Source organism: Shinella sp. R2-11 (assembly GCF_055330205.1).
Genome location: NZ_JBVAPC010000001.1, coordinates 303,974 through 327,040, shown reverse-complemented (window position 1 = coordinate 327,040; position 23,067 = coordinate 303,974). Strand labels below are relative to the sequence as shown.

Sequence of the window (23,067 nt, the reverse complement as noted above, 5' to 3'; positions counted from 1 at the left end):
TCAGAACGGCTGCGGTTCCTGCGGGAACCCGCCGACATGGGTGCAGGTCAGCGCCGCCCGGTCGCGGCCGGCTGCAAGGCACGCGGCAAGCGGCAGGCCGCCGATGCGCGCGGCAAGAAAACCGGCGATGAAGCTGTCGCCCGCGCCGGTCGTGTCGACCACGTCGACCGTCCGGATGCCCGCCTCGACGCGGGTCCTGCCGTCGCTTGCGACTGAGCCCTTGCCGCCGCGGGTGACGACGGCGAGCGGCACGCCCTCGTCGAGAAGGCGCTTCAGCAGAGCTTCGCAAACGTCATCGTCGTCGCCTGCCGAGGCGAAGGCGATGGAAAGGCCACCGGTGCCGAGATTGGCCGGATCGGCATTGACGGAAATATCCTGCGAGACGCTGACGCCGGCTTCCGCAAGCGTCCGGCGGAGCGCCCCGCCATCGTCCATCCAGCCGATATGCACATGGTCCATTGTCTTGAGGGCGGCAATGTCGTCGGCATCCGGCCGGTAGCCGGCGCAGACCCCGAAATCCTCATGGACGAAGACGCGGTCGCCGGAGGCAAGGGTCTCGATATCCGTATAGGCCGTCACCCCGGGACGCACCTGAAGATGGGTGACGTCCACGCCGTTTTCCGAAAGGAGGCGCCGCGTATGCCGCCCGGCCTCGTCCGGCCCGACCGCGCCGAAATAGAAGGAGACCTGGTCGAGGCGGGCAAGCTGCACGGCGACATTCACCGCATTGCCGCCCACGAAGGACCGGCTGCCGGAGGCCTGCGGACCGGACGGGCGGAAGCGGTCGATGCAATTGTCGCCGACGGCGGCGAAGCGGAAGGTCGTCATGCTGGTCTCTTCCAGGGCAATGTCGGCAAAGGTGCGGCCGGAGCTTTCCCGAGATAGCGGGAAACGCCAGGGACGGCAAAGCCGCGAATGCGCTGTCCTGCATTCGCGGCTTCGGATGGCTGGGCGCCGGGCCGCTATATCAGTAGGCGACGCGCTTGTAGTAGCGGCGCGTGGTCAGCGGATGGTTGCGCATGACCTCCAGATGGGCGCTGATGCGCTCCAGGACGGTCGCGAGCAGCACCGGCGAGACGAGCCCGCGCACCTCGGGGGAGATGCCCGGCAGGTCGAATTCGGCGGTGTCGAGCACGGTCAGCTTGTCGGTATAGCCCGGCGCGAAGTTCTGCACGCGCTCGGCGAGCGGGCGCAGGGCATCCTCACCCTTGAAGAGGATGACGCTGACGCCCTTTTCCACCAGCTCCAGCGTGCCGTGGAAGAAGTCGGAGGCGTGCACGGGGCGGGTGCGGATCCACTGCATCTCTTCCAGGATGCACATGCCGTAGTAGAAGGCTTCCGGCCAGACATTCCCGGCGCCGGTGACGATGTGGTAGTCGGAGCCGGCCAGCACCTTCGCGAAGGCTTCCGCCTTCGGCTCGTAGGCGCGCTTCACCTCCAGCAGGAGTTCCGGCATGCGGGCGAGCTCGGCGACGATCTCGTCGTGGTTCTCGATCTCGCCGCGATGCTTCAGGATGGCGAGCGCGATGAAGAGGGATTGCAGGTAGAAGGATTCGCAAGACGTATCGTCCTCGGCGAAGTTCACGAAGACATGGTCCCCGCCCTTGCCGAGAGGCGTTTCCTCATGGCCGACCAGCGTGAGGACGGTCGCGCCGGTTTCCTTGAGCATGGCGAGAAGGGCGACGCTCTCCTTCGTCGTGCCGGAGAGCGAGGGCATGACGACGATCGACTTCTCCGTCAGGTTCGCCGAGCCGGTGAGGACGAGTTCCGCCGGCATGTCGATGAAGGCGGGAAAGCGCGAGCGGCGCTGCAGAAGCTGGGCCGCCGGCTGCATCAGGATCGCCGCGCCGCCGGTGCCGAGGAAGAAGATGTTCTCCGCACCCGCGGCAAGGCAGGACGCGATCACCGTCTCCAGCCGCTTCTGCAGCCCGACGGCGCCCGACTGGATGCGAAGGAACCTCTGTTCGTCAAAATTCAGCATGTCTGCCCCCCGAATAGGAATGAAAAATAGTTGTAAGACAACTGACATCGTGGAGAGATCGTGTCAAGCCGGGTCGCGGAGAGGAAATGCCGGAAGAGCGCCATATTGCGCAGGCATGCCGGCAAGAGCTTAGCGCTTGACCACCCAGGATTTGTCAGACAAGAAAAGCGAAGAACAATCAATCAACGAGGCATGCGGTGGACGAACCCCTTCGCGATTCGCGCACGCTCGCCGTCCAGCTCAGGGACCGGATCGCCGATCTCATCCGCGAGGAGGGGCTGAAGCCGGGTGACAAGCTGCCGACCGAGGCGCAGCTCACCCAGCGCTTCCACATTTCGCGGCCGGCGTTGCGCGAGGCGCTGAAGCTTCTCGAGCAGGACGACGTGATCTATGTCGAGCATGGCCGCGGCCGCTTCGTCTCGGCGCTCGCCGCCGTCCAGGTCGACCGGCCGATCACCGTCTTCGAGAGCGTCACCGACATGGCGCGCCATTACGGCTACCGCACGCTCAACAAGGTGCTTTCCATCGCCGAGGAAGCGCCGGACAAGCGGGTCGCCGAGAGCCTGCGGATCGGGCCGACCGACCGCGTGATCCGCATCGAGCGCATCCGCCTGCATGAAGACGAGCCGATCCTCTACTGCATCGACTACGTGCCGCGCAGCATCGTCGCCGGCCGCCTCTACGATATCGACTGGAGCGGTTCGCTGATGGCGCTTCTGGAAGAGCACGGCAACCGCCCGCGCATGTCGGCGGCGAGCGTTTCCTCCGTGATGCTGCCGGACGACGTGGTCGAGCGCCACGACCTGCGCGATTTCGGCCCGGCGCTGCTCATCACCGAGACCTGTTTCAACGCGGCGGGCGAGCCGGTGAACTATGCCATCGATTATCACCGCGGCAGCCATTTCTCGTTCAGCCTGACGCGGAAATGACGCCGGAGCCCGTACCGGCTCCGTGCGGATTTCGACTTTGCAGGGCATCCCGGCAGGAAACATGCTATCGGCGAAGCGAACCGATATTTGCCGAAAGACGCCCGCATGATCCTTCGTCTCGATCCTTCCATGCTGTCGGCCGCGCAGTTGCGCAGCGGCGCTGAAAAGGCGCTGGACGATATCGTCGTCCTCCTCACCGAGCAGCCGGGCGGCCTGCACCATGCCGTGCACGAGGCCCGGCGGGCCCTCAAGCGCCTTCGCGCCTTCCACCGCCTTTTCGCGGCGGGCGACCGTGCCTTCTTCCGCCACCAGAATGCGCGCCTGCGCGATGCCGCCCGCCTCCTCGCCGAAGGGCGCGAGGTCGTCGCGCTTGCCGAGACGGGGGAGTGGCTGGTGACGGAGGCGCGCAAGCCCCAGGAGGCGGCGCTCTTCAAGCGGGTGGCCGCTGTCCTCGCCGCCCGGCGCGAGGCCATGGATCAGGCCGCGCTCGAGGCCAATGTCGCGCAGGTCATCGCCGCCTGCCGCAAGATGCGGGGTGCCCTCACGGATTTCGACCTGCCGGACGGCCGGCGCAGGCTGGCGAAGATCGTCGCGCGTGGCTGGAAGCGCATTCTCACGCAGGGCAACGGGGTGGTTCTGTCGGTCGCCGGCGGCGGCAAGGGCTTTCACGAATTGCGCAAGAGCGCCCAGGCCCTCAATGCCTGCCTCATCCTCCTGAGGCCGCTGTGGCCGCAGGCGATGCTCGCCCGGCAGGAAATGCTGCGCCCGATCATCGCGGCGCTCGGCCGCGAAAACGACCTTGCCGGCCTCGCCTTGCTGATGGAGCGTTCCCCGCAGGATTTCGGCGAGCCCATCGAGCAGGTCGTCCTGCAGCGGCTCATCGCCCAGCGGCGCGAAGCTTTGCAGCGCACGGCCCTGCAGCAGGCCGAAAGCGTCTTCGCCGTCAATGCGAAAGAGGATGCGAATCGCATCGCGCTCCTCTGGGAAACGCTGTCCCGCTGAGGCGCGCCGGGCTGCATGTCGCGTGACGAAAGTGAATATTCCCGACCGCGGCATGCGCCTGCGGCGCGAACCTGTTATGGAAGGCTGCGCTTCGCGCATGAATTTCCATGGATGACCAGAACGGAGCTGACGATGGTTTCCACTTCCGACCCCAAGGCAGGCCTCAGCGCCGTGACCGCCGCCGATGCGCCGGCGGCCATCGGCCCCTATTCGCAGGCGATCGCCGTGAACGGCCTGCTCTTCGTCTCCGGCCAGCTGCCGATCGATCCGGCGACCGGCGCCTTCGCCTCCGACGATCCGGTCGAGCAGGCGCGGCAATGCCTGCGCAACATCGCCGCCATCGCCCGCGCCGCCGGCACGGATATCGCCCGCACCGTCAAGACCACCGTGCTCGTGCGCGACCTCTCGCGCTTTGCCGAGATCAACGCGGCCTATGGCGAGTTCTTCTCCGCCCCCTATCCGGCCCGCGCCACCTTCGAGGTCTCCGGCCTGCCGAAGGACGCGCAGGTGGAGATCGAGGCCGTCATCGCGCTCAAGGGGGAGTGAGGCATGAACAGTGCCGCAACCCCGCTTGGCCCGGAACCGGTCTCCTCGCTCGATTGCGCCGACCGCGCCTGGGCGCGCACGGCCATCGGCATCCTGGAGGGCGATGCCCGCCGCTCGGCCGACACCCACCTCGTCAATCCGGTCTTCAAGGGGCTGAAGGGCATCTCGGTCTATCTCAAGGACGAGAGCACCCATCCGACCGGCAGCCTGAAGCATAGGCTCGCCCGCTCGCTCTTCCTCTATGGCATCTGCAACGGCCGCATCTGCAAGGGCACCACGCTGGTCGAGGCCTCGTCGGGCTCGACGGCGGTTTCCGAGGCCTATTTCGCCAACCTGCTCGGCCTGCCTTTCATCGCCGTCATGCCGCGCAGCACCAGCCGCACGAAGATCGACGTCATCGAGCGCTTCGGCGGACGCTGTGCCTTCGTCGACATGCCGGGCGAAGTCTACGAGACGGCCGCGCGCATCGCGGCGGAGACGAAGGGCCACTATCTCGACCAGTTCACCAATGCCGAGCGCGCCACCGACTGGCGCGGCAACAACAACATCGCCGAGAGCATCTTCGGCCAGATGGAGCGGGAAGCCCATCCGGTGCCGGGCTGGGTGATCATGGGGGCGGGCACGGGCGGCACCTCGGCGACCATCGGACGCTATATCCGCTACCGCAACCTTGCCACGCGGCTTTGCGTGACGGATGTGGAGAACTCGGTGTTCTACGACGCCTGGAAGAGCGGCGACATGGAGACGACCTGCACGACGCCGTCCCGCATCGAGGGGGTCGGCCGGCCGCGCGTCGAGCCGTCCTTCATCCCGACGGTCATCGACCATATGATCAAGGTGCCGGACGCAGCCTCCATCGCCGCCGCGCACGTGCTCTCCGACCGGCTGTTCCGCCGCGTCGGCGCCTCGACGGGCACGAACTTCTTCGGCCTCATCTCGATTGCGGACAGCATGATGAAGGAAGGCCGCGAGGGCTCGCTGGTCACGCTGATCTGCGACAGTGGCGACCGCTATTCCGGGACGTATTTCAATGCGGACTGGCTGGCGCAGAACGGCATCGACATCGCCCCCTGGTGCAACGCCATCGAGACGTTCCTCGATACCGGTGTTCTCCAAGCGCCTTGAGGCCGGCAGGCCGCGTGATCGAACTTGTCGATTAATCGTGGCCTTCCCGCCATCTTGCCGGACTGAAGGCGCCCCGGAATACTGGTTCACCGAACAGCCTGATAGGGTCGACCAGTATGGGACACATTGCCGAAGCCGTCATCGACATCAACGCCGACCGCATCGATCGCCTCGTTGCGGAGCACCGGCCGGGGCACGGGCTTGCCCGCCCGTTCTACCATGACGCGGAAATCTACCAGCGCGACATGGAGCGGGTGTTCCGCCGCCACTGGCACTGTATCGCCCATGAGAGCGTGATCCCGAACGTCAACGATTTCGAGGTCTTCCGCATCGATTGCGAGCAGGTGATCGTCGCCCGCGCGGCCGACGGCTCCATCCATGCCATGCTCAATGTCTGTCGCCATCGCGGCGCGGAGGTCTGCACGAAGCAGAAGGGCAATGCCCGCGTCTTCGTCTGTCCCTACCATGCCTGGACCTACGGCAACGACGGCAGCCTCAAGGCGGCGCGCCTGATGCCGAAGGAGTTCGACCGCGACGAGCATGGCCTGCGCAAGATCCATGTCCGCGTCGTCGAGGGACTGATCTTCATCTGTTTCGCCGAGACGCCGCTCGATTTTTCCGAGGTCGAGAACCTGCTGCACGCCACCTGCGGCCAGTATGGCTGGGCGAGCGCCCGCGTCGCCCACCGCGAGAGCTATCCCGTCGCAGCCAACTGGAAGCTGGCGGTCGAGAACTATGTCGAATGCTACCATTGCGGTCCGGCGCATCCGGAATATTCCCAGACCCACGCGCTGGAGCAGCCGCTGCACATGATCGAGGCGCTGAACGAGGCGATGGAGGCCCGCACCTGCGCGCTCGGCATCGAGGTCGGCTCGGGCAATCACTGGCAGACCTCGCGCGAGGGCCGCGAGGCGATCCACGCCTTCCGCTATGCGCTCTATGACGGGGTGCAGAGCGGCAGCGAGGACGGCAAGGCGGTCGCTCCGCTGATGGGGCGCTTCAGCGACTTCGACGGGGGTGTGACCTCCATCCATCTCGGCGGCACGACCTTCCTCGTCTGCTATCCCGACCACGGCATGATCTACCGCTTCATCCCTAAATCGGCGGAGGCTTGCGAGATGGAGCTGATCTGGCTCGTCGACGGCAAGGCGGAGGCGGGCAGGGACTACGACCTCGCCAAGCTCACCTGGCTGTGGAAGGTGACGACCGAGGAGGACAAGGCGATCATCGAGCACACGGCGCGTGGGGTGCGCTCGCACTATTTCGTGCCCGGCCCCATTGCACCGATGGAGCACAACGAGCTGCGCTATATCGGCTGGTATCTCGACGAGATCGGCCGGGCCTGAAAGGCTGCGCCTTCTTGACACGATACGAGGCCCCGCCCCTGCGGCGGGGCCTTGCCGTTTCGGCCTTCCACGATACTTTTGCGCAAGCCGTCAAGCGTATGACGCGTTGGATGCTGCGCTTTCCGGAAAATGGCGCCATAGCAGGCCATTATCTTCAACTGGCATGAGCGTGAGAATGATCGGACAGGTGCGAACGGAAACGGGACGGCTTCCAGCCTCGATAGAAGCCCTGCCGAAACAGGTCCCGCCGGTCGCGGACCTCGTCACGCTTTTGCCGCGGGGCGTGCGCGTCTACCTGACGGATATCGGCGCGCCGGAGACCGAGGCGGAAACGCTGGCGGCCGCCCGCCGGCTGCATGAGGCCGGCTGCGTGCCGGTGCCGCATCTCGCCGCCCGGCGGATCGCCTCGCGGGATGCGCTGGAACGGCGCGTCGGCCGCCTCGCAGAGGAGGCGGGCGTCATGGACGTCCTGGTGGTCGGCGGCGGCATCACGCCGCCGGCCGGGCCCTTCTCGTCCTCGCTCGACGTTCTGGAAACGGGCATTCTCGACCGCTTCGGCATCCGCGATTTCGCCATTGCCGGCCATCCCGAGGGCAGCCCCGATTTCACCGACGCAGTCGCGCTGGAAGCGTTACGCCGCAAGCTGGATTTCGCCGAGCGGACGGATGCCCGCCTGCGCATCGTCACGCAGTTCGGCTTCGACGCGCAGAAGGCCATCGCCTGGGCGGACGGGCTGGTGCGCGCCGGCATCGACATCCCGATCCATCTCGGCGTCGCGGGACCGGCCAAGATCACGACGCTCATCAAATACGGAACCATGTGCGGGATCGGAAACTCCCTCTCCGTCCTGACCCGGCATGGCGGCGGGCTCATGGCGCTTGCCGCCGGCTATTCGCCGGAAACGGTCGTCGGCCCCGTCGAGGAGCGCTGGCGCGCGGCGACGCCGGGTCCCATCACTCAGATTCATGTCTTCCCCTTCGGCGGGCTGGACAAGTCGGCCGCATGGCTGCGCAAGCGCGGCTCCTGGTGACGTTCTGCGCCAGCCAAAGGCATCATTCGGGAAAATAAAGATATAAAGATTTCTTTATGTCTATTGACATTCCGCCCGTTCTCGGACGAAATCCCCCTGTCATGGTTCCCCGGCACAGGCTTGCCTGACCGAGGGCTAAGAGGGAATCCGGTGCGTCGATCCGTCGGCAATGCCGGAGCTGCCCCCGCAACTGTAAGCGGCGAGCCGTTGTCCACGATGTCACTGGGGCGAAATCCCTGGGAAGACGGGCAGCGGCGGCGACCCGTGAGCCAGGAGACCTGCCAAGACAAATAACGTCCACGGGCGGGGTGTCCCGGTGGTTGCTGCGACCCGCCCGACAGCGGCGGTCCTCGCACGCGTCCGCTTACCCATGCCCCCACGAACCAATGGGGTATGACAATGTCACATCGAACTCTGCCGGTCGCCACTCTCGGCTTCCCGCGCATCGGCCGCCACCGCGAGCTGAAATTCGCCCTCGAGGGCTACTGGTCCGGCAAGATCGCCGAAAGCGACCTCCTCGAAACGGCCGCAAGGCTGCGCGCCGAGAACTGGGCGCTCCAGCGTGACCGGGGGATCACGAAGATCCCTTCCAACGACTTCTCCCTCTACGACCACGTGCTCGACACCGCCGTCATGGTCGGCGCGATCCCGGCCGCCTATGGCTGGAAGGGCGGAGCGGTGCCGCTTTCCGTCTATTTCGCCATGGCGCGCGGCAGCGAGGGCGACAGCAATGCCGGCTGCGGCCATGCCCACCACGGCCACGGCGTCCCGGCGCTCGAAATGACCAAGTGGTTCGACACGAACTACCACTACATGGTGCCGGAAGTCTCGGAGGATCAGGTCTTCACGCTGACTTCGCAGAAGCCCGTCGATCATTTCCTGGAGGCGAGGGCGCTCGGCATCCACACAAGGCCCGTCGTGCTCGGCCCGGTCACCTTCCTGAAGCTCGCCAAGGCGCGGCCCTCGACGTTCAAGCCGCTCGACCTTCTTGAGAGGCTGCTTCCGGTCTACGAGGAGCTGCTCGGACGCCTCGCCGCCGCCGGTGCCGACTGGGTGCAGGTCGACGAGCCGATCCTCGCACTCGACCTCACCGAAGGCGAGCGCCACGCCCTTGCGGTCGCCTATGATCGCCTCGCCGAGGCGGCGCCAAGCCTGAAGATCCTGCTGGCGACCTATTTCGGTGCGCTCGGCGACAACCTTGCGGCTGCCGCCGCGCTGCCGGTCGCCGGTCTCCATGTCGACCTCGCGCGGGCGCCGGAACAGCTCGATGCGGTCGCCGGGGCCGTCCGTGTCGACCGGGTCCTCTCGCTCGGCGTCATCGACGGCCGCAACATCTGGCGCGCGGACCTCGCCGCCATCCTCGACCGGCTGGCGCCCGTCGTGAAGGCACGCGGCGCGGATGCCGTCGAGATCGCCGCCTCGTGCTCGCTGCTGCATGTGCCGATCGACCTCAAACTGGAAACGGCGCTGGACGCGGATCTTGCGACATGGCTTGCCTTCGCGATCCAGAAGCTCGGTGAGCTTTCGACCCTCGGAAGGGGGCTTGCCGAGGGTAGGGACGCCGTCCGCGAGGCCGTGGATGCCGCCTCCGCGGCCATCGCGGCTCGCGCCGCCTCGCCGAAGGTGACCGATCCGCGCGTGCAGGCCCGCATTGCCGGCATTGACGCGGGCATGAAGTCGCGCAAGAGCGGCTTCGAGGCGCGCCGCCGCCTGCAGGAAGGAGCGATCCGCCTGCCGCTCTTCCCCACCACGACGATCGGCTCCTTCCCGCAGACGAGCGAGGTCCGCAAGGCCCGTTCGGCCCACGCCAAGGGCGCGCTCAGCCACGGCGACTACGAGGCCTTCCTGGAGAAGGAGACGGAATCCGCCATTCGCTGGCAAGAGGAGATCGGCCTCGACGTGCTGGTGCATGGCGAATTCGAGCGCAACGACATGGTGCAGTATTTCGGCGAGCAGCTTTCCGGCTTCGCCTTCACGCAGCATGCCTGGGTGCAGAGCTACGGCTCGCGCTATGTCCGCCCGCCGATCATCTTCGGCGACGTCTCGCGGCCGAAGCCGATGACGGTGCGCTGGTGGCAGTATGCGCAGTCGCTCACCGAACGGCCCGTGAAGGGCATGCTCACGGGGCCGGTGACCATCCTCAACTGGTCCTTCGTGCGCGACGATATCCCGCGTAGCGAAGCGTGCCGCCAGATCGCGCTCGCGATCCGCGACGAGGTCGCCGACCTCGAAAAGGCCGGCGCGAAGATGATCCAGATCGACGAGGCCGCGCTGCGCGAGGGCCTGCCGCTCCGCCACAGGGACTGGCAACACTATCTCGACTGGGCCGTGGAAAGCTTCCGCCTTTGCTCCACCGGCGTTGCAAACGAGACGCAGATCCACACCCACATGTGCTACTCGGAGTTCAACGACATCATCTCGGCCATCGCCGCGATGGATGCGGATGTCATCTCCATCGAGACCTCGCGCTCGAAGATGGAGCTCCTGGATGCTTTCCGCAATTTCAGCTACCCCAACGAGATCGGCCCCGGCGTCTACGACATCCATTCGCCGCGCGTACCCGAGATCGGGGAGATGACGGACCTCCTGTCGCTTGCCCGCAAGCGCCTTCAGGACCGGCAATTGTGGGTCAATCCCGATTGCGGCCTCAAGACGCGCAAGTGGGAGGAGGTGCGGCCCGCCCTCGTCAACATGGTTGAGGCGGCCCGCCGGCTGCGCGCGCCGGCGGCGGCGCAATGAGCCCTGCCGCTGCAGGCATCGAGACGCCGGGAGCAATCCCGGCGTCTTCGAGCCGTCTGGTCGCGCTCGTCTTTCCGGGCGACACCAACCATCACGGCACGCTCTTCGGCGGCGCCGGCCTTGCCATGATGGATCGGGTCGCCTTCATCGCGGCGACGCGCCATGGGCGCGTGCCCTTCGTCACGGCCTCCTGCGAGCGCGTCGATTTCCAGGGGCCGGCCCGTGTCGGCGAGCTGGTCGAGCTCGTGGCGCGCGTTGCGCGTGTCGGCCGCAAGTCGATGGCGGTGGACGTGGAGATGATCGCCGAAGACCTGCTCGGCGGCGCCCGGCGGCTCTGCACGCGCGGTGCCTTCAACATGGTCGCGGTGCCCGAGGATAAGGCGCCCGGCTGGCGCCTGCCGCCGCTCGGCGACGCGCCCGCCGAACCGGCCGGCGGGCTGCGGGCGAGCGACATCGTCTTCGCCGACCAGGCCAACAGCTTCGGTCGCCTCTTCGGCGGCGAGGCGCTGGCGGCCATGACCAAGGCCGCCTTCGTCGCGGCCACGCGGCACAGCCGCCGCATCGCCGTGCTCGCCGCCTCCGAACGGGTGGATTTCCGCGCACCCGTCGCCGTCGGGTCCATCGTCGATACCGTCGCCGAGGTGGTGGAGGTCGGGCGAACCTCCATGACGGTCGCCGTCGAGCTCTGGTCGGAGGACCTGATGAGCGGCCGGCGTACGCTCACCGCGAGCGGCCGCTTCGTCATGGTCGCCGTCGACGGCAGCGACCGGCCGGTGCCGGTGGCGCGCAATGAAGCCGTGGAAAATCCATCATAGCCGTTGACGCATTTTTTACCTCGTCTACTATATCTTGTGTTCGAGGTTCCTTCGATTCGAAAGGATGGAAGGCTAAGACGGGAATCCGGGGTGGCCATGATGGCCGCGTCAATCCGGAGCTGCCCCCGCAACTGTAAGCGGCGAGCATTCGTTCGATGAGCCACTGGGGCGCAAATGCCTTGGGAAGGCGGACGGATGCCGCGACCCGCAAGCCAGGAGACCTGCCTCGAACATGAACGTCCACGGGCGGGGTGTCCGGATGGCGAGCGTTGGGTCGCGCAGAATGCCGCCCGCCGTCTCCCCCGATCCCCCGCGAAATGCCTCGGGGTGAAGTCATGTCGATCGTGTTGCCAGTCCATCCGCGCGAGTAGGCGGCGCCCCGCGTCCGGCCGTCCGTAGACGGCCGCCCTTATCACCGAGAACGTATCGAGCGGCCATCGGCGGATGGCCGGGCGATATCCCATGCCCGATCGAAAACGAGGAAAGCCATGTCCATCACCGTCTACTCCAAGCCCGCCTGCGTCCAGTGCACCGCGACCACCCGCGCGCTCGACCGCCAGGGCATCGACTACCACGTCGTCGACATTTCCGAGGACGCCGATGCCTATGCGCTCGTGCAGGGTCTCGGCTACCGTCAGGTCCCGGTCGTCATCGCCGGCGAGCAGCATTGGGCCGGCTTCCGCCCGGACATGATCAGCGCGCTCGCCTGAGGAGAAGGCGGTGGGGGACCTCGTCTATTTTTCCAGCCGGTCGGAGAACACCCGGCGCTTCGTGGAAAAGCTCGGGGTCGAGGCCCTGCGCCTGCCGCTCGACGCCGCCGGTGAAGCCCCGCAGGCCGACCGGCCCTTCGTGCTGGTTTCGCCGACCTATGGCGGGGGCGGGGAGAAGGGAGCGGTGCCCAAGCCCGTCATCCGCTTCCTCAACAATCCGCGCAACCGCAGCCTGATCCGCGGCGTCATCGCGGCGGGCAACACCAATTTCGGCGCCGGATATGCCGTCGCGGGAAACATCATCTCCGCGAAATGCGCGGTGCCGTTCCTCTACCGCTTCGAGCTGCTCGGCACGGATGAGGACGTCGACAATGTCAGACAGGGACTGGAACGATTTTGGACACGATGAACGCTTCGACGCCGCGGGATGCGAGCGAAAAACCGCCTCACGCTTTTTCTCATCCTGCGGGAGATAAGCCGGCGAAGGCTCCGGAGATCACGGCGCTGGATTACCACGCGCTGAACGCCATGCTGAACCTCTACGACGAGGAGGGGAAGATCCAGCTCGACAAGGACCGGCAGGCGGCCAAGCAGTATTTCCTCCAGCACGTCAACCAGAACACCGTCTTCTTCCATAATCTCAGGGAGAAGCTCGATTACCTCGTGACCGAGGGCTATTACGAGCAGGAGGTGCTGGACCAGTATTCCTTCAACTTCGTGCGCGACCTCTTCGACCACGCCTATGACAGGAAGTTCCGCTTCCCGACCTTCCTCGGCGCGTTCAAGTACTACACGTCCTATACGCTGAAGACTTTCGACGGAAAGCGCTATCTCGAACGCTACGAGGACCGCGTCTGCATGGTGGCGCTCACGCTGGCGCGCGGCAACGAGCAGCTTGCCCGCGACCTCGTCGACGAGATCATCTCCGGCCGTTTCCAGCCGGCGACGCCCACTTTCCTCAATGCCGGCAAGAAGCAGCGCGGCGAGCTCGTCTCCTGCTTCCTCCTGCGCGTCGAGGACAACATGGAGAGCATCGGCCGCTCGATCAATTCGGCCCTGCAGCTATCCAAGCGCGGCGGCGGCGTTGCGCTTTCGCTGACGAACCTGCGCGAGATGGGCGCCCCGATCAAGCAGATCGAGAACCAGTCGTCGGGCGTCATCCCGGTGATGAAGCTGCTTGAGGACAGTTTCTCCTACGCCAACCAGCTCGGCGCGCGGCAGGGGGCGGGGGCGGTCTACCTGCACGCCCACCACCCGGATATCATGCGCTTCCTCGACACCAAGCGCGAGAATGCCGACGAGAAGATCCGCATCAAGACGCTCTCGCTCGGCGTCGTCATCCCGGACATCACCTTCGAGCTCGCGAGGAACAACGAGGACATGTACCTCTTCTCGCCGCATGACGTGGAGCGCGTCTACGGCGTGCCCTTCACCGAGATCTCGGTGAGCGAGAAGTACCGCGAGATGGTCGAGGACGGCCGCATCAAGAAGAAGAAGATCAAGGCGCGCGACTTCTTCCAGATCATCGCCGAGATCCAGTTCGAGTCCGGCTATCCCTACATCATGTTCGAGGACACGGTGAACCGTGCGAACCCGATCGCCGGCCGTATCACCATGAGCAATCTCTGCTCGGAAATCCTCCAGGTGAGCGAGGCGAGCGAATTCAACGATGACCTCTCCTACGCCAAGATGGGCAAGGATATTTCCTGCAATCTCGGCTCGCTCAACATCGCCGCCGCGATGGACAGCTCCGATTTCGGCCGGACCATCGAGACCTCCATCCGCGCGCTGACCGCCGTTTCCGAGATGAGCCACATCTCCTCGGTCCCCTCGGTCGAGAAGGGCAATGACGACAGCCATGCCATCGGCCTCGGCCAGATGAACCTGCACGGCTATCTCGCCCGCGAGTGCATCTTCTACGGTTCGCAAGAGGGCGTCGATTTCACCAATATCTATTTCTACACCGTGACCTACCACGCCATCCGCGCCTCCAACCGGCTGGCGGTGGAAAAGGGCGTCAGCTTCAAGGGCTTCGAGAATTCGAAATACGCCTCCGGCGAATACTTCGACAAATATACCGAGGCCGAATGGTTGCCGGCGACGGAAAAGGTGAGGGCGATCTTCGAGGAGGCCGGCATCCATATCCCGACGCAGGAAGACTGGCTGGAACTGAAGACGGCCGTCATGGAAGGCGGGCTCTACAACCAGAACCTCCAGGCCGTGCCGCCGACCGGCTCGATCTCCTACATCAACCATTCGACCTCCTCGATCCATCCGATCGTCTCGAAGATCGAGATCCGGAAAGAGGGCAAGATCGGCCGCGTCTACTACCCGGCCGCCTTCATGACCAACGACAATCTCGACTACTACCAGGACGCCTACGAGATCGGCCCGGAGAAGATCATCGACACCTATGCGGCGGCCACCCAGCATGTCGACCAGGGTCTGTCGCTGACGCTGTTCTTCCGCGACACGGCGACGACGCGCGACATCAACCGGGCGCAGATCTACGCCTGGAAGAAAGGCATCAAGACCATCTACTACATCCGCCTTCGCCAGATGGCGCTGTCCGGCACGGAAGTGCAGGGCTGCGTCTCCTGCGCCCTCTGACCTTTGGGGACCAGAATGAACATCCAAGTGAAGACCAAGACCCCGAAGGCAGCGAGCGCCATCCGCGCCATCAACTGGAACCGCATCGAGGACGACAAGGACCTCGAGGTCTGGAACCGCCTGACCGGCAATTTCTGGCTGCCGGAAAAGGTGCCGCTCTCCAACGACATCCCCTCCTGGGCGACCCTGAAGCCGGAAGAGCAGAAGCTCACCATCCGCGTCTTCACCGGCCTCACCCTGCTCGACACGATCCAGAACGGCATCGGCGCGGTGCGGCTGATGGAGGATTCCGTCACGCCCCACGAGGAGGCGGTGCTCTCCAACATCTCCTTCATGGAGGCGGTGCATGCGCGCTCCTATTCCTCCATCTTCTCGACGCTGTGCCTGACGCCCGACGTCGACGACGCCTACCGCTGGTCGGAGGAGAACGAGTTCCTGCAAAGGAAGTCGGCGCTGATCATGGAGCAGTACGCCTCCGGTGATCCGTTGAAGAAGAAGATCGCATCCGTCTTCCTCGAAAGCTTCTTGTTCTATTCCGGCTTCTACCTGCCGATGTACTGGTCGAGCCGCGCCAAGCTCACCAACACCGCCGACATGATCCGCCTCATCATCCGCGACGAGGCCGTGCACGGCTATTACATCGGCTACAAGTTCCAGCGCGCGATAGAGCGGCTAAGCGCGGAGAAGCAGCAGGAGATCAAGGATTTCGCCTTCGACCTGCTGCTGGAACTCTACGACAACGAGACGCGCTATACCGAGGAGCTCTACGACGGCGTCGGTCTCACCGAGGACGTCAAGAAGTTCCTGCACTACAATGCCAACAAGGCGCTGATGAACCTCGGCTACGAGGCGCTTTTCCCGCCGGAAGCCTGCAAGGTGAACCCGGCCATCCTCTCGGCCCTCTCGCCGAACGCCGACGAGAACCATGACTTCTTCTCCGGCTCCGGCTCGTCCTACGTCATCGGCAAGGCGGTCGCGACCGAGGACGAGGACTGGGATTTCTGAGCCTTCCGGGAGCCTCTTCCTGCGCTATCGGAACGGCCCCGCCTTTGCGGGGCCGTTTCCGTTTTCGGGACATTGAAGCCGCCGCGGCGGCGTGTCGTTGCGGACACCGCTTATGTCGTATTCCCGAGCGTCATTTCGCCTGCCAAGTGGTTTGCTGCATGTGTTCAAGGTGCCGTCCCGCCCATGCCGGGACCGATCGTCGGAAATCCCGCACCCGCCTTGAAGCGTGAGGCCCGGCCGATGGCCCGGCTGCGCGGCGTAGAGAGCACATCCTGCCCGCGGAGGAGCGGGCCGGTACCGGCGTTTAACGAAAAGGAGGAGATGATATGAGCAGGAACAGAGGCGTCGTCTATTTGCGCCCCGGCAAGGTCGAGGTCCGCGACATCGACGATCCCAAGCTGGAGGCCCCGGATGGCCGCCGCATCGAGCACGGCGTGATCCTCAAGGTGATCTCCACGAATATCTGCGGCTCCGACCAGCACATGGTGCGCGGCCGCACGACGGCGATGCCGGGCCTCGTCCTCGGCCACGAGATCACCGGCGAGGTCATCGAGAAGGGCATCGACGTCGAGATGCTTCAGGTCGGCGACATCGTCTCCGTGCCCTTCAACGTCGCCTGTGGCCGCTGCCGCTGCTGCAAGTCGCAGGATACCGGCGTCTGCCTCACGGTGAACCCGTCGCGCGCCGGCGGCGCCTACGGCTATGTCGACATGGGTGGCTGGATCGGTGGGCAGGCGCGCTACGTCACGATCCCCTATGCCGACTTCAATCTCCTGAAGTTCCCCGACCGCGACAAGGCGATGTCGAAGATCCGCGACCTCACCATGCTCTCCGACATCCTGCCGACCGGCTTCCACGGCGCGGTGCGCGCGGGCGTCGGCGTCGGCTCGACGGTCTATGTGGCGGGTGCCGGCCCGGTCGGCCTTGCGGCCGCCGCGTCCGCGCGCATCCTCGGCGCGGCCGTGGTGATGATCGGCGACTTCAACAAGGATCGCCTGGCGCATGCCGCCAGGGTCGGCTTCGAGCCCATCGACCTTTCCAAGAGCGACAGGCTCGGCGACATGATCGCCGAGGTCGTCGGCACCAACGAGGTGGACAGCGCCATCGACGCCGTCGGCTTCGAGGCGCGCGGCCATTCGGGCGGCGAGCAGCCGGCCATCGTGCTCAACCAGATGATGGAGATCACCCGCGCCGCCGGCTCGATCGGCATTCCGGGCCTCTACGTCACCGAGGATCCGGGCGCGGTGGACAATGCGGCCAAGCACGGCAGCCTGTCGCTGCGCTTCGGTCTCGGCTGGGCGAAGGCGCAGTCCTTCCACACCGGCCAGACGCCGGTGCTGAAGTACAACCGCCAGCTCATGCAGGCCATCCTGCACGACCGCCTGCCCATCGCCGACATCGTCAATGCCAAGATCATCGCGCTCGACGACGCCGTCCAGGGCTACGAGAGCTTCGATCAGGGCGCGGCGACCAAGTTCGTCCTCGACCCGCACGGCGATCTCCTGAAGGCCGCCTGAGGCAGGGCCCTCGCGCCGGCCGGCTTCCGGCCGGCGCAAAGCATCATCATGGATCGCCTTCCGGCCCTGCGGGCGAGCCGAAGAACCGCAACGCCCAGCGACGGCCGTCGCTGGTGAGCGTCAGCATGCCGAGCGGCTCGACATCCGCCAGCCAGACGGCGGAGAGCGGCGCCCCGAGGATATGGGCGAGAACGATCTTGAGAATGAGGGCGTGGGTGACGGCGAGGCGATGCCCGCCCGCGCCGTGCTGTTTTTCCAGCCACGCCATGCAGCGCGCCCGCGTCTCCTCGAAGCTTTCCCCGCCATGCGGCGCTGCGGCCGGATCGGCCATCCAGTGCTGGAGCCCGGACGGGTCCTCGCCCGCGATATCCTCAAGGCTGCGGCCGCGCCATCGCCCGTGATCGATATCGCGTAGCGCCTCGCAGGGAACCGCCTTGACGGAAAAGAGCGTGGCCGTTTCGCGGGCCGCGATCTCGGGCGCGTGGAGCACCGCCGCATAGGCCGGCAGCCGCCGGGCGAGGCGCCCTGCTTTCCCGGCTTCCTTCGGCAGCAGCGGCTCGTCGGCGGAGAACCGGGAGAGGCGGTTGGCGGCGGTCGCGCCCCGGCAGAGCAGCGTGATGCGGCTTGCCCGCATGCGCCGGATGTCGGTTTCTTCCGTTCCTTCGCCCAAGATCGCCTGTTCCTCTCGGCAAGAATGAAGCCCTGCGGGACGGAACGTCGTTGACTCCCGCGAAACGCCCCTGATAGAATCCTATATCACCTTGGGAAGCCAGTGAAATTCTGGCGCGGTCGCGCCACTGTAATCGCCCCGGCGAAAGCCAGACCTTGAGGTGTATCCAGTTCTTGCCCACAAGCGAACGCGTATTCAGAGAGGGACCATGTCTGACATCACCTTGAGCGGCGGCACAGCCGTCACCCCCATTCCCGCCAGCCAGCTGTTTCCATGGGCGCTTTTCGGCGGCCTGCTGATGCTGCTCGCGCTCTACTTCGTCAGCACCGAGGAAGGCGCGGCCCGTCTTCTGTCCGGCCTCGAAGTCCACGAATTCGTGCACGACGGGCGCCATCTGCTCGGTTTCCCCTGCCATTGAGGTGTTGAAATGACTGGTCATCTTTTGCTGCGGGGCATGATCGCCGGCCTCGTCGCCGGTCTTGTCGCGTTCGGTTTTGCCCGGATCTACGGTGAACCCCAGGTCGATCGCGCCATCGCGTTCGAGGAACTGATGGCGGCGGCGGAAGCGCCGGCGGACGGCGCTGCCGAGGAACCCGAAGCGGTGAGCCGCGAGACGCAGGCCGGCCTCGGCCTCTTCACCGGCGTCGTCACCTATAGCGTGGCGATGGGCGGGATCTTCTCGCTGGTCTTCGCCGGCCTCTATGGCCGCGTCGGCCGCCTGAGCCCGCGTTCGCTGGCGCTGCTGCTCGGTTTTGCCGCCTTCGTCGCGCTCGTGGTCGTCCCCGACCTCAAATATCCGCCCAACCCGCCGGCCGTCGGCGATCCCGAAACCATCGGCGTGAGGACCGGGCTGTTCTTCGTCACGCTCGCCGCCTCGATCTTCGCGCTGGCGCTGGCCGTCGCCTTCGCCCGCCGGCTCGGCGAGCATCTGGGCCGCTGGAACGGCGCGATCGTCGCGGGCGTCGCCTATGTGGTGTTCCTGACCATCGTCTTCCGCCTGCTTCCGGCGATCAACGAGGTTCCGGAGAACTTCCCGGCAACGGCGCTCTACGACTTCCGCCTGGCGACGATCTGCCTGCAGGTCACGCTCTGGACGGTCCTGTCGCTGGTCTTCGGCTATCTCGCCGAGAAGAGCCTCGTGCGCTCGGGCAATTACCGCGCGGTTCCGGCCGGCCTTTGATCGTTTGAACACGGGAATGCCGCGGCCTCCGCGGCATTCTCCAAGACGAGGGGAGGCCACCGCCTTGCGCCCGCTCCTTCTCCTGCTGTTCCTGGCCGTCCTCGGCGCCGAGGCGCATGCCCATGGCCGGCGTCCATCCTCTTCCGATATCACCGGCCTTGCCATTCCGAGCATGTCCCATGGCGCCCTCCTGGTGCTGCAGGATCATTTCGGCGCGATCCTCGCCCTCTCGGACCGGGCGAAGGAATCCGATCCCGTCTTCCGCAAGCTGAAGAACTATACCCGCATCCAGAACTACTATTGTCTCTGGGGAATGGCGCCCCGGGCGGTGGCGGACGAGGAGAGCCCGTTCAACGAGTGCTCCCACGCCTATCTGTCGGGCGCGCGGATGCTGCTTCTCCACATGCGCGACATGCCGAGCGTTTCCACGCCGGCGGGCGAGCTGGTCTCCCGCATCGATGCCGAGATGGTCGAGCGCGGCAGCGCCCTTGTCCAGTGCGCCTATTCCGAAGAGCCGTTTTATACCGGCGACTTCATCACGCCGCATTGGGAGAACGTGGCCGGGCATCGCCCGACCCTGTTCGCGGCCCTTTCGCCCGTCCTCGCGGTGTTGGGTCTTGTCGCCGGGCGGCGGGTCATTCGCCGCTGACGCCCAGCGCCTCGGCGGAAATCCAGAAGACGGCATCCTGGGATTCGGCCGTTTCCAGCCAGACGAAATCGAGATGCGGGAACTCCTCCTCGAGGATTTCCCGGCCCGAGCCGATCTCGCAGATCATGCCGCCCTCGGGGTTGAGGTAGCCGGGCGCGTCCATGAGGATGCGGCGGACGAGGTCGAGCCCGTCCTCGCCGCCGTCATGCGCCATCTCCGGTTCGGCGCGGAATTCCGGCGGATAGCCGTCCAGCGCCTCATGGTCGACATAGGGCGGATTGGTGATGATGAGGTCGTAGCGGCGGCCGGTGAGCGGCGCGAAAAGGTCGCCCTCGAAGAGGTTCACCTGCCCGGCGACATCGTGTTCGGCCACGTTCAGTTCGGCGACCTCCAGCGCATCGGCCGAAAGGTCCACCGCATCCACCTCGGCCTGCGGGAAGAATTTCGCGGCAAGGACGGCAAGGCAGCCGGAGCCGGTGCAGATATCGACGACGCTTGCGACGGCCATCGGGTCCGGCAGGAAGGACGAGCCGTGTTCGCCGAGATATTCGCTGAAGAGGATTTCGCCGATATGCGAGCGCGGCACGATGACCCGCTCGTCGACATGGAAGCGCACGCCCTGGATGTAGGCGCGGCCCGTGAGATAGGAGGAGGGTTTGCGGGTGGTGACGCGCGCCTCGATGCGCTCGGCGAGAAGGCGGCGCTCGGCCGGCAGCAGGCGGGCGTCGAGGAAGGGATCGAGCGCGTCGATCGGCAGGTCCAGCGAATCGAGCAGCAGGAAGGCCGCGTCGTCGCCGGCCGTCGTCGTGCCGTGGCCGTAGCTGAGGTCGGCGGCGTTGAAACGGGAGATCGCATAGCGCCAATAATCGCGCAGCGTCACGAGTTCGTGGGTAATGTCGTCCTTTGTCAACGGCGTCTCACTTCGGGCTTTGCGGATTTGGCTGGACGACCCCGGCTTTAGAATGGCAAGAGCCTTTGGGTCAACCAAGGACGGCGAGATGAAGGGCACCCGCAAGGCGCAGAAACCGAAAACCGGCCGTGAAGGCGGCCAGCCCGCGGGCGGAAAGCGGGTGACGCTGCCGCGCGCCCTCTCCAAGCTCGGCTTCTGCTCGCGCACGCAGGCCGAAGCGCTGGTTCGCGAGGGACGGGTGACGGTCGGCGGCCGCGTGACGACCGATACCGAGACCTGGGTCGACCTTTCCGAGGCGGTGATCGCGGTGGACGGCATGCGCGTCGCCGCCGAGGAGCGCGTCTACCTGATGCTGAACAAGCCGCGCGGCCTCGTCACCACGCGGCATGATCCGGAGGGCCGGCCGACGGTCTTCGATTGCCTGAAGCATCTCGACCACGCGCATCTCTCCCCCGTCGGCCGCCTCGACAAGGCGAGCGAGGGGCTTTTGCTCTTCACCAACGATACGGAATTCGCCCAGGCGCTGCTCGACCCCGAAACCCATGTCGCCAAGACCTATCACGTCCAGATGGACCGCAAGGCCGACCGGGAGGTGCTCGACGCCATGATGCGCGGCGTCAGCCATGACGGTGACCTGTTGTGCGCCACGAAGGTGCGGACCGTGCGCGAAGGCGAGAAGAATTCCTGGATCGAGGTGGTGCTCGACGAGGGCAAGAACCGCCAGATCCGCCGCATGCTGGAGGCGCTGGGCATCGAATGCCTGCGGCTCCTGCGCGTCTCCATCGGCGATCTTGCGCTCGGCGATCTGGAGAAGGGGGCGGTGCGAATGCTGACGGAGGAGGAGGTGGCAAGCCTGCGCCGGCGCATCGCGGCAAGGCGGGCCGGCAGGCCCGGATAACATGAGCCTTTCGGCGAACATTACGGAAATATAATGATCCCAAGGGCTTCTCCTCGGGGCCTTCCGGTGCCACATGTCGATGAAAGGGACTTAAGAGGCATGGCCTCGACATGTGGGAATGCCGATGACCAAGACCGCACGACCGAAGACGGATGAGAAGGCCGCCGACGAGAGCGGCCGCACGAATGTCACCTTCATGCCGGGCGCGACCCCGCCCGCGCGCCGCAAGCGCCGCTCGCGCGCCTGGGTCTGGCTGCCGGTCATCGCCATTCTCGCCGGTGCCGGCTATTACGGCTGGCGCGCCTATGCGCCGGCAGAGACGACGACCGCGATCATCACCCAGCCTGTCACGCGCGGCGATATCGAGAATGCGGTGACGGCGGTCGGCACGCTGGAGGCGGTGAAGTCCGTCGATGCCGGCGCGCAGGTGTCCGGCCAGCTCAAGGCCCTGCATATCGCCATCGGCGATGCCGTCGAGAAGGACCAGCTTCTCGCCGAGATCGATCCGGCGACCATCGAGAACCGCATGGAGATCAACCGCGCGGAACTCGTCAATCTCCAGGCGCAGCTCGTTTCCAAGAAGGCGCAGCTCGAATTCAAGCAGGCCAATATCGCCCGCCAGCGCAGCCTCGTGGCCGGCAATGCGGCCGCCAGGCAGGCGCTCGACCAGGCCGTGGCCGACCTTGCCGCGGCGGAAGCGGACGTCAACGCCACCGAGGCGCAGATCCGCAAGCAGCAGGCGACGCTGGCCGGCGACGAGGTCGATCTCGGCTACACCAAGATCTACGCGCCGATGGCGGGCACCGTCATCGCCAATCCGGTCAAGGAGGGCCAGACGCTGAACTCGGTCCAGACCGCACCCACCATCGTCACCATCGCCGACCTTTCCACCATGACCGTGCGCGCCGAGGTTTCCGAGGCCGATGTCGGCCGCCTCAAGGTGGGCATGGAGGCCTATTTCACGCTGCTCGGCCAGCCGGGCAAGCGTTTTACCGGCAAGCTCCGCCAGATCGAGCCGTCCCCGACCGTCGAGAACAATGTCGTGCTCTACAACGCCCTGTTCGACGTGCCGAACCCGGAGGGCGAGTTGATGATGTCGATGAGCGCGCAGGTCTTCTTCGTGCAGGCCGCGGCGCGCGACGTTTTGGTCGTGCCGGCCGGTGCAGTGTCGATGAAGCGCCCCGAGGGCGGCGGCAAGCCGAAGGCGGAGGTGACGGTCGTCACCGCCTCCGGCAAGCAGGAAGTGCGCGCGGTCGAAACGGGCATCCGCAACCGCGTCAGCGTCGAGGTGAAGAGCGGCCTTGCCGAGGGCGACAAGGTGGTTGTCAGCGCGGGCGGCGGCAATGCCTCGGGCGGCGACCGGAACTCGCGGCGCGGCATGCGCATGCCGCCGATGTTCTGAGGT

At 65.9% G+C, this 23,067-nt stretch carries 22 protein-coding genes and 2 riboswitches; of the genes, 18 read left to right on the top strand and 4 right to left on the bottom strand.

Going from position 1 to position 23,067, the window contains the following annotated elements; all coding sequences use genetic code 11:
• Both ACZ1A1_RS01605 and ACZ1A1_RS01600 read right to left on the bottom strand, forming a co-directional pair.
• The gene (locus ACZ1A1_RS01605) at nucleotides 1-828 is read right to left on the bottom strand and encodes a PfkB family carbohydrate kinase (RefSeq protein WP_463618481.1); all 828 of its coding nucleotides are present in this window, start codon (nucleotides 826-828) and stop codon (nucleotides 1-3) included.
• Nucleotides 829-967: 139 nt separating this feature from the next.
• Nucleotides 968-1,981, bottom strand: coding sequence for an SIS domain-containing protein (locus tag ACZ1A1_RS01600; RefSeq protein WP_463618480.1), 1,014 nt, complete (start codon nucleotides 1,979-1,981; stop codon nucleotides 968-970).
• A gap of 197 nt (nucleotides 1,982-2,178) precedes the next feature.
• Between ACZ1A1_RS01600 and ACZ1A1_RS01595 the strand changes: the two genes are divergently transcribed.
• From ACZ1A1_RS01595 to fdhA, 13 genes are all read left to right on the top strand, one after another.
• On the top strand, nucleotides 2,179-2,910 hold the full coding sequence (locus ACZ1A1_RS01595) for a GntR family transcriptional regulator (protein WP_463618479.1): 732 nt from the start codon (nucleotides 2,179-2,181) through the stop codon (nucleotides 2,908-2,910).
• A 105-nt stretch (nucleotides 2,911-3,015) separates the two neighbouring features.
• Nucleotides 3,016-3,912 carry a CHAD domain-containing protein gene (locus tag ACZ1A1_RS01590; RefSeq protein WP_463618478.1) on the top strand — a complete coding sequence of 299 codons (897 nt, stop codon included), beginning with the start codon at nucleotides 3,016-3,018 and terminating at the stop codon, nucleotides 3,910-3,912.
• Between the two features lie 132 nt (nucleotides 3,913-4,044).
• Entirely contained in the window at nucleotides 4,045-4,458 is a 414-nt protein-coding gene (locus ACZ1A1_RS01585; protein ID WP_313192065.1) for a Rid family detoxifying hydrolase, read from the top strand.
• A gap of 3 nt (nucleotides 4,459-4,461) precedes the next feature.
• Entirely contained in the window at nucleotides 4,462-5,583 is a 1,122-nt protein-coding gene (locus ACZ1A1_RS01580) for a PLP-dependent cysteine synthase family protein (protein WP_463618476.1), read from the top strand.
• Nucleotides 5,584-5,699: 116 nt separating this feature from the next.
• Nucleotides 5,700-6,929: an aromatic ring-hydroxylating oxygenase subunit alpha gene (locus ACZ1A1_RS01575; RefSeq protein ID WP_463618475.1), complete on the top strand. Its 1,230-nt coding sequence runs from the start codon at nucleotides 5,700-5,702 to the stop codon at nucleotides 6,927-6,929.
• A 175-nt stretch (nucleotides 6,930-7,104) separates the two neighbouring features.
• A complete protein-coding gene (locus tag ACZ1A1_RS01570; protein WP_463618473.1) occupies nucleotides 7,105-7,959 on the top strand; it encodes a methylenetetrahydrofolate reductase in 855 nt (284 codons plus the stop codon).
• Between the two features lie 85 nt (nucleotides 7,960-8,044).
• Nucleotides 8,045-8,259, top strand: a riboswitch (cobalamin riboswitch).
• Between the two features lie 99 nt (nucleotides 8,260-8,358).
• Nucleotides 8,359-10,698 (top strand): 5-methyltetrahydropteroyltriglutamate--homocysteine S-methyltransferase, encoded by a 2,340-nt coding sequence (gene metE, locus ACZ1A1_RS01565; protein WP_463618472.1) that lies wholly within the window; start codon nucleotides 8,359-8,361, stop codon nucleotides 10,696-10,698.
• Nucleotides 10,695-11,513, top strand: coding sequence for an acyl-CoA thioesterase (locus ACZ1A1_RS01560; protein WP_463618471.1), 819 nt, complete (start codon nucleotides 10,695-10,697; stop codon nucleotides 11,511-11,513). The genes metE and ACZ1A1_RS01560 overlap by 4 nt, the downstream gene beginning before the upstream one ends.
• A 26-nt stretch (nucleotides 11,514-11,539) precedes the next feature.
• Nucleotides 11,540-11,756, top strand: a riboswitch (cobalamin riboswitch).
• Between the two features lie 245 nt (nucleotides 11,757-12,001).
• Entirely contained in the window at nucleotides 12,002-12,223 is a 222-nt protein-coding gene (gene nrdH / locus ACZ1A1_RS01555) for a glutaredoxin-like protein NrdH (protein WP_119254306.1), read from the top strand.
• Nucleotides 12,224-12,233: 10 nt separating this feature from the next.
• Nucleotides 12,234-12,632, top strand: coding sequence for a class Ib ribonucleoside-diphosphate reductase assembly flavoprotein NrdI (nrdI, locus tag ACZ1A1_RS01550; protein WP_313192071.1), 399 nt, complete (start codon nucleotides 12,234-12,236; stop codon nucleotides 12,630-12,632).
• On the top strand, nucleotides 12,629-14,833 hold the full coding sequence (nrdE, locus tag ACZ1A1_RS01545; protein WP_463618470.1) for a class 1b ribonucleoside-diphosphate reductase subunit alpha: 2,205 nt from the start codon (nucleotides 12,629-12,631) through the stop codon (nucleotides 14,831-14,833). Before nrdI ends, nrdE begins: the two co-directional genes overlap by 4 nt.
• 15 nt (nucleotides 14,834-14,848) lie before the next feature.
• Complete coding sequence (gene nrdF / locus ACZ1A1_RS01540; RefSeq protein WP_463618469.1) at nucleotides 14,849-15,838, top strand: class 1b ribonucleoside-diphosphate reductase subunit beta; 990 nt, start codon at nucleotides 14,849-14,851, stop codon at nucleotides 15,836-15,838.
• A 326-nt stretch (nucleotides 15,839-16,164) separates the two neighbouring features.
• Nucleotides 16,165-17,355, top strand: a complete 1,191-nt coding sequence (fdhA, locus tag ACZ1A1_RS01535) for a formaldehyde dehydrogenase, glutathione-independent (protein ID WP_463618468.1) — start codon at nucleotides 16,165-16,167, stop codon at nucleotides 17,353-17,355.
• 46 nt (nucleotides 17,356-17,401) lie between these two features.
• Here fdhA and ACZ1A1_RS01530 read toward each other — a convergent pair whose 3' ends face one another.
• Complete coding sequence (locus tag ACZ1A1_RS01530) at nucleotides 17,402-18,025, bottom strand: histidine phosphatase family protein (RefSeq protein WP_463618467.1); 624 nt, start codon at nucleotides 18,023-18,025, stop codon at nucleotides 17,402-17,404.
• Between the two features lie 208 nt (nucleotides 18,026-18,233).
• Between ACZ1A1_RS01530 and ACZ1A1_RS01525 the strand changes: the two genes are divergently transcribed.
• The 3 genes from ACZ1A1_RS01525 to ACZ1A1_RS01515 all read left to right on the top strand — a co-directional run bounded on the left by ACZ1A1_RS01525 (nucleotide 18,234) and on the right by ACZ1A1_RS01515 (nucleotide 19,854).
• Nucleotides 18,234-18,443, top strand: a complete 210-nt coding sequence (locus ACZ1A1_RS01525; protein ID WP_119254312.1) for a CbtB domain-containing protein — start codon at nucleotides 18,234-18,236, stop codon at nucleotides 18,441-18,443.
• Nucleotides 18,444-18,452: 9 nt separating this feature from the next.
• Entirely contained in the window at nucleotides 18,453-19,205 is a 753-nt protein-coding gene (locus tag ACZ1A1_RS01520) for a CbtA family protein (RefSeq protein WP_415214563.1), read from the top strand.
• 64 nt (nucleotides 19,206-19,269) lie between these two features.
• Nucleotides 19,270-19,854 (top strand): hypothetical protein, encoded by a 585-nt coding sequence (locus ACZ1A1_RS01515; protein WP_463618466.1) that lies wholly within the window; start codon nucleotides 19,270-19,272, stop codon nucleotides 19,852-19,854.
• Here ACZ1A1_RS01515 and prmB read toward each other — a convergent pair.
• Complete coding sequence (prmB, locus tag ACZ1A1_RS01510; RefSeq protein ID WP_463618465.1) at nucleotides 19,841-20,764, bottom strand: 50S ribosomal protein L3 N(5)-glutamine methyltransferase; 924 nt, start codon at nucleotides 20,762-20,764, stop codon at nucleotides 19,841-19,843. The two genes, ACZ1A1_RS01515 and prmB, sit on opposite strands and share 14 nt — an antisense overlap.
• Nucleotides 20,765-20,852: 88 nt before the next feature.
• Here prmB and ACZ1A1_RS01505 point away from each other — a divergent pair, with 88 nt between their 5' ends.
• Nucleotides 20,853-21,662, top strand: coding sequence for a pseudouridine synthase (locus ACZ1A1_RS01505; RefSeq protein ID WP_463618464.1), 810 nt, complete (start codon nucleotides 20,853-20,855; stop codon nucleotides 21,660-21,662).
• 124 nt (nucleotides 21,663-21,786) lie between these two features.
• Complete coding sequence (locus ACZ1A1_RS01500) at nucleotides 21,787-23,064, top strand: efflux RND transporter periplasmic adaptor subunit (protein ID WP_463618463.1); 1,278 nt, start codon at nucleotides 21,787-21,789, stop codon at nucleotides 23,062-23,064.
• The last annotated feature ends 3 nt before the right edge of the window (nucleotides 23,065-23,067 follow it).

Bases quoted from the DNA above. Each gene is read 5' to 3' on its own strand.
- fdhA (WP_463618468.1), top strand. From the start codon at position 16,165: ATGAGCAGGAACAGAGGCGTCGTCTATTTGCGCCCCGGCAAGGTCGAG.
- ACZ1A1_RS01505 (WP_463618464.1), top strand. From the start codon at position 20,853: ATGAAGGGCACCCGCAAGGCGCAGAAACCGAAAACCGGCCGTGAAGGC.
- ACZ1A1_RS01500 (WP_463618463.1), top strand. From the start codon at position 21,787: ATGACCAAGACCGCACGACCGAAGACGGATGAGAAGGCCGCCGACGAG.
- nrdE (WP_463618470.1), top strand. From the start codon at position 12,629: ATGAACGCTTCGACGCCGCGGGATGCGAGCGAAAAACCGCCTCACGCT.
- ACZ1A1_RS01600 (WP_463618480.1), bottom strand. From the start codon at position 1,981: ATGCTGAATTTTGACGAACAGAGGTTCCTTCGCATCCAGTCGGGCGCC.
- ACZ1A1_RS01605 (WP_463618481.1), bottom strand. From the start codon at position 828: ATGACGACCTTCCGCTTCGCCGCCGTCGGCGACAATTGCATCGACCGC.
- ACZ1A1_RS01580 (WP_463618476.1), top strand. From the start codon at position 4,462: ATGAACAGTGCCGCAACCCCGCTTGGCCCGGAACCGGTCTCCTCGCTC.
- ACZ1A1_RS01585 (WP_313192065.1), top strand. From the start codon at position 4,045: ATGGTTTCCACTTCCGACCCCAAGGCAGGCCTCAGCGCCGTGACCGCC.
- nrdH (WP_119254306.1), top strand. From the start codon at position 12,002: ATGTCCATCACCGTCTACTCCAAGCCCGCCTGCGTCCAGTGCACCGCG.
- ACZ1A1_RS01520 (WP_415214563.1), top strand. From the start codon at position 18,453: ATGACTGGTCATCTTTTGCTGCGGGGCATGATCGCCGGCCTCGTCGCC.
- ACZ1A1_RS01590 (WP_463618478.1), top strand. From the start codon at position 3,016: ATGATCCTTCGTCTCGATCCTTCCATGCTGTCGGCCGCGCAGTTGCGC.
- ACZ1A1_RS01570 (WP_463618473.1), top strand. From the start codon at position 7,105: ATGATCGGACAGGTGCGAACGGAAACGGGACGGCTTCCAGCCTCGATA.
- ACZ1A1_RS01525 (WP_119254312.1), top strand. From the start codon at position 18,234: ATGTCTGACATCACCTTGAGCGGCGGCACAGCCGTCACCCCCATTCCC.
- metE (WP_463618472.1), top strand. From the start codon at position 8,359: ATGTCACATCGAACTCTGCCGGTCGCCACTCTCGGCTTCCCGCGCATC.
- ACZ1A1_RS01575 (WP_463618475.1), top strand. From the start codon at position 5,700: ATGGGACACATTGCCGAAGCCGTCATCGACATCAACGCCGACCGCATC.
- nrdF (WP_463618469.1), top strand. From the start codon at position 14,849: ATGAACATCCAAGTGAAGACCAAGACCCCGAAGGCAGCGAGCGCCATC.
- ACZ1A1_RS01560 (WP_463618471.1), top strand. From the start codon at position 10,695: ATGAGCCCTGCCGCTGCAGGCATCGAGACGCCGGGAGCAATCCCGGCG.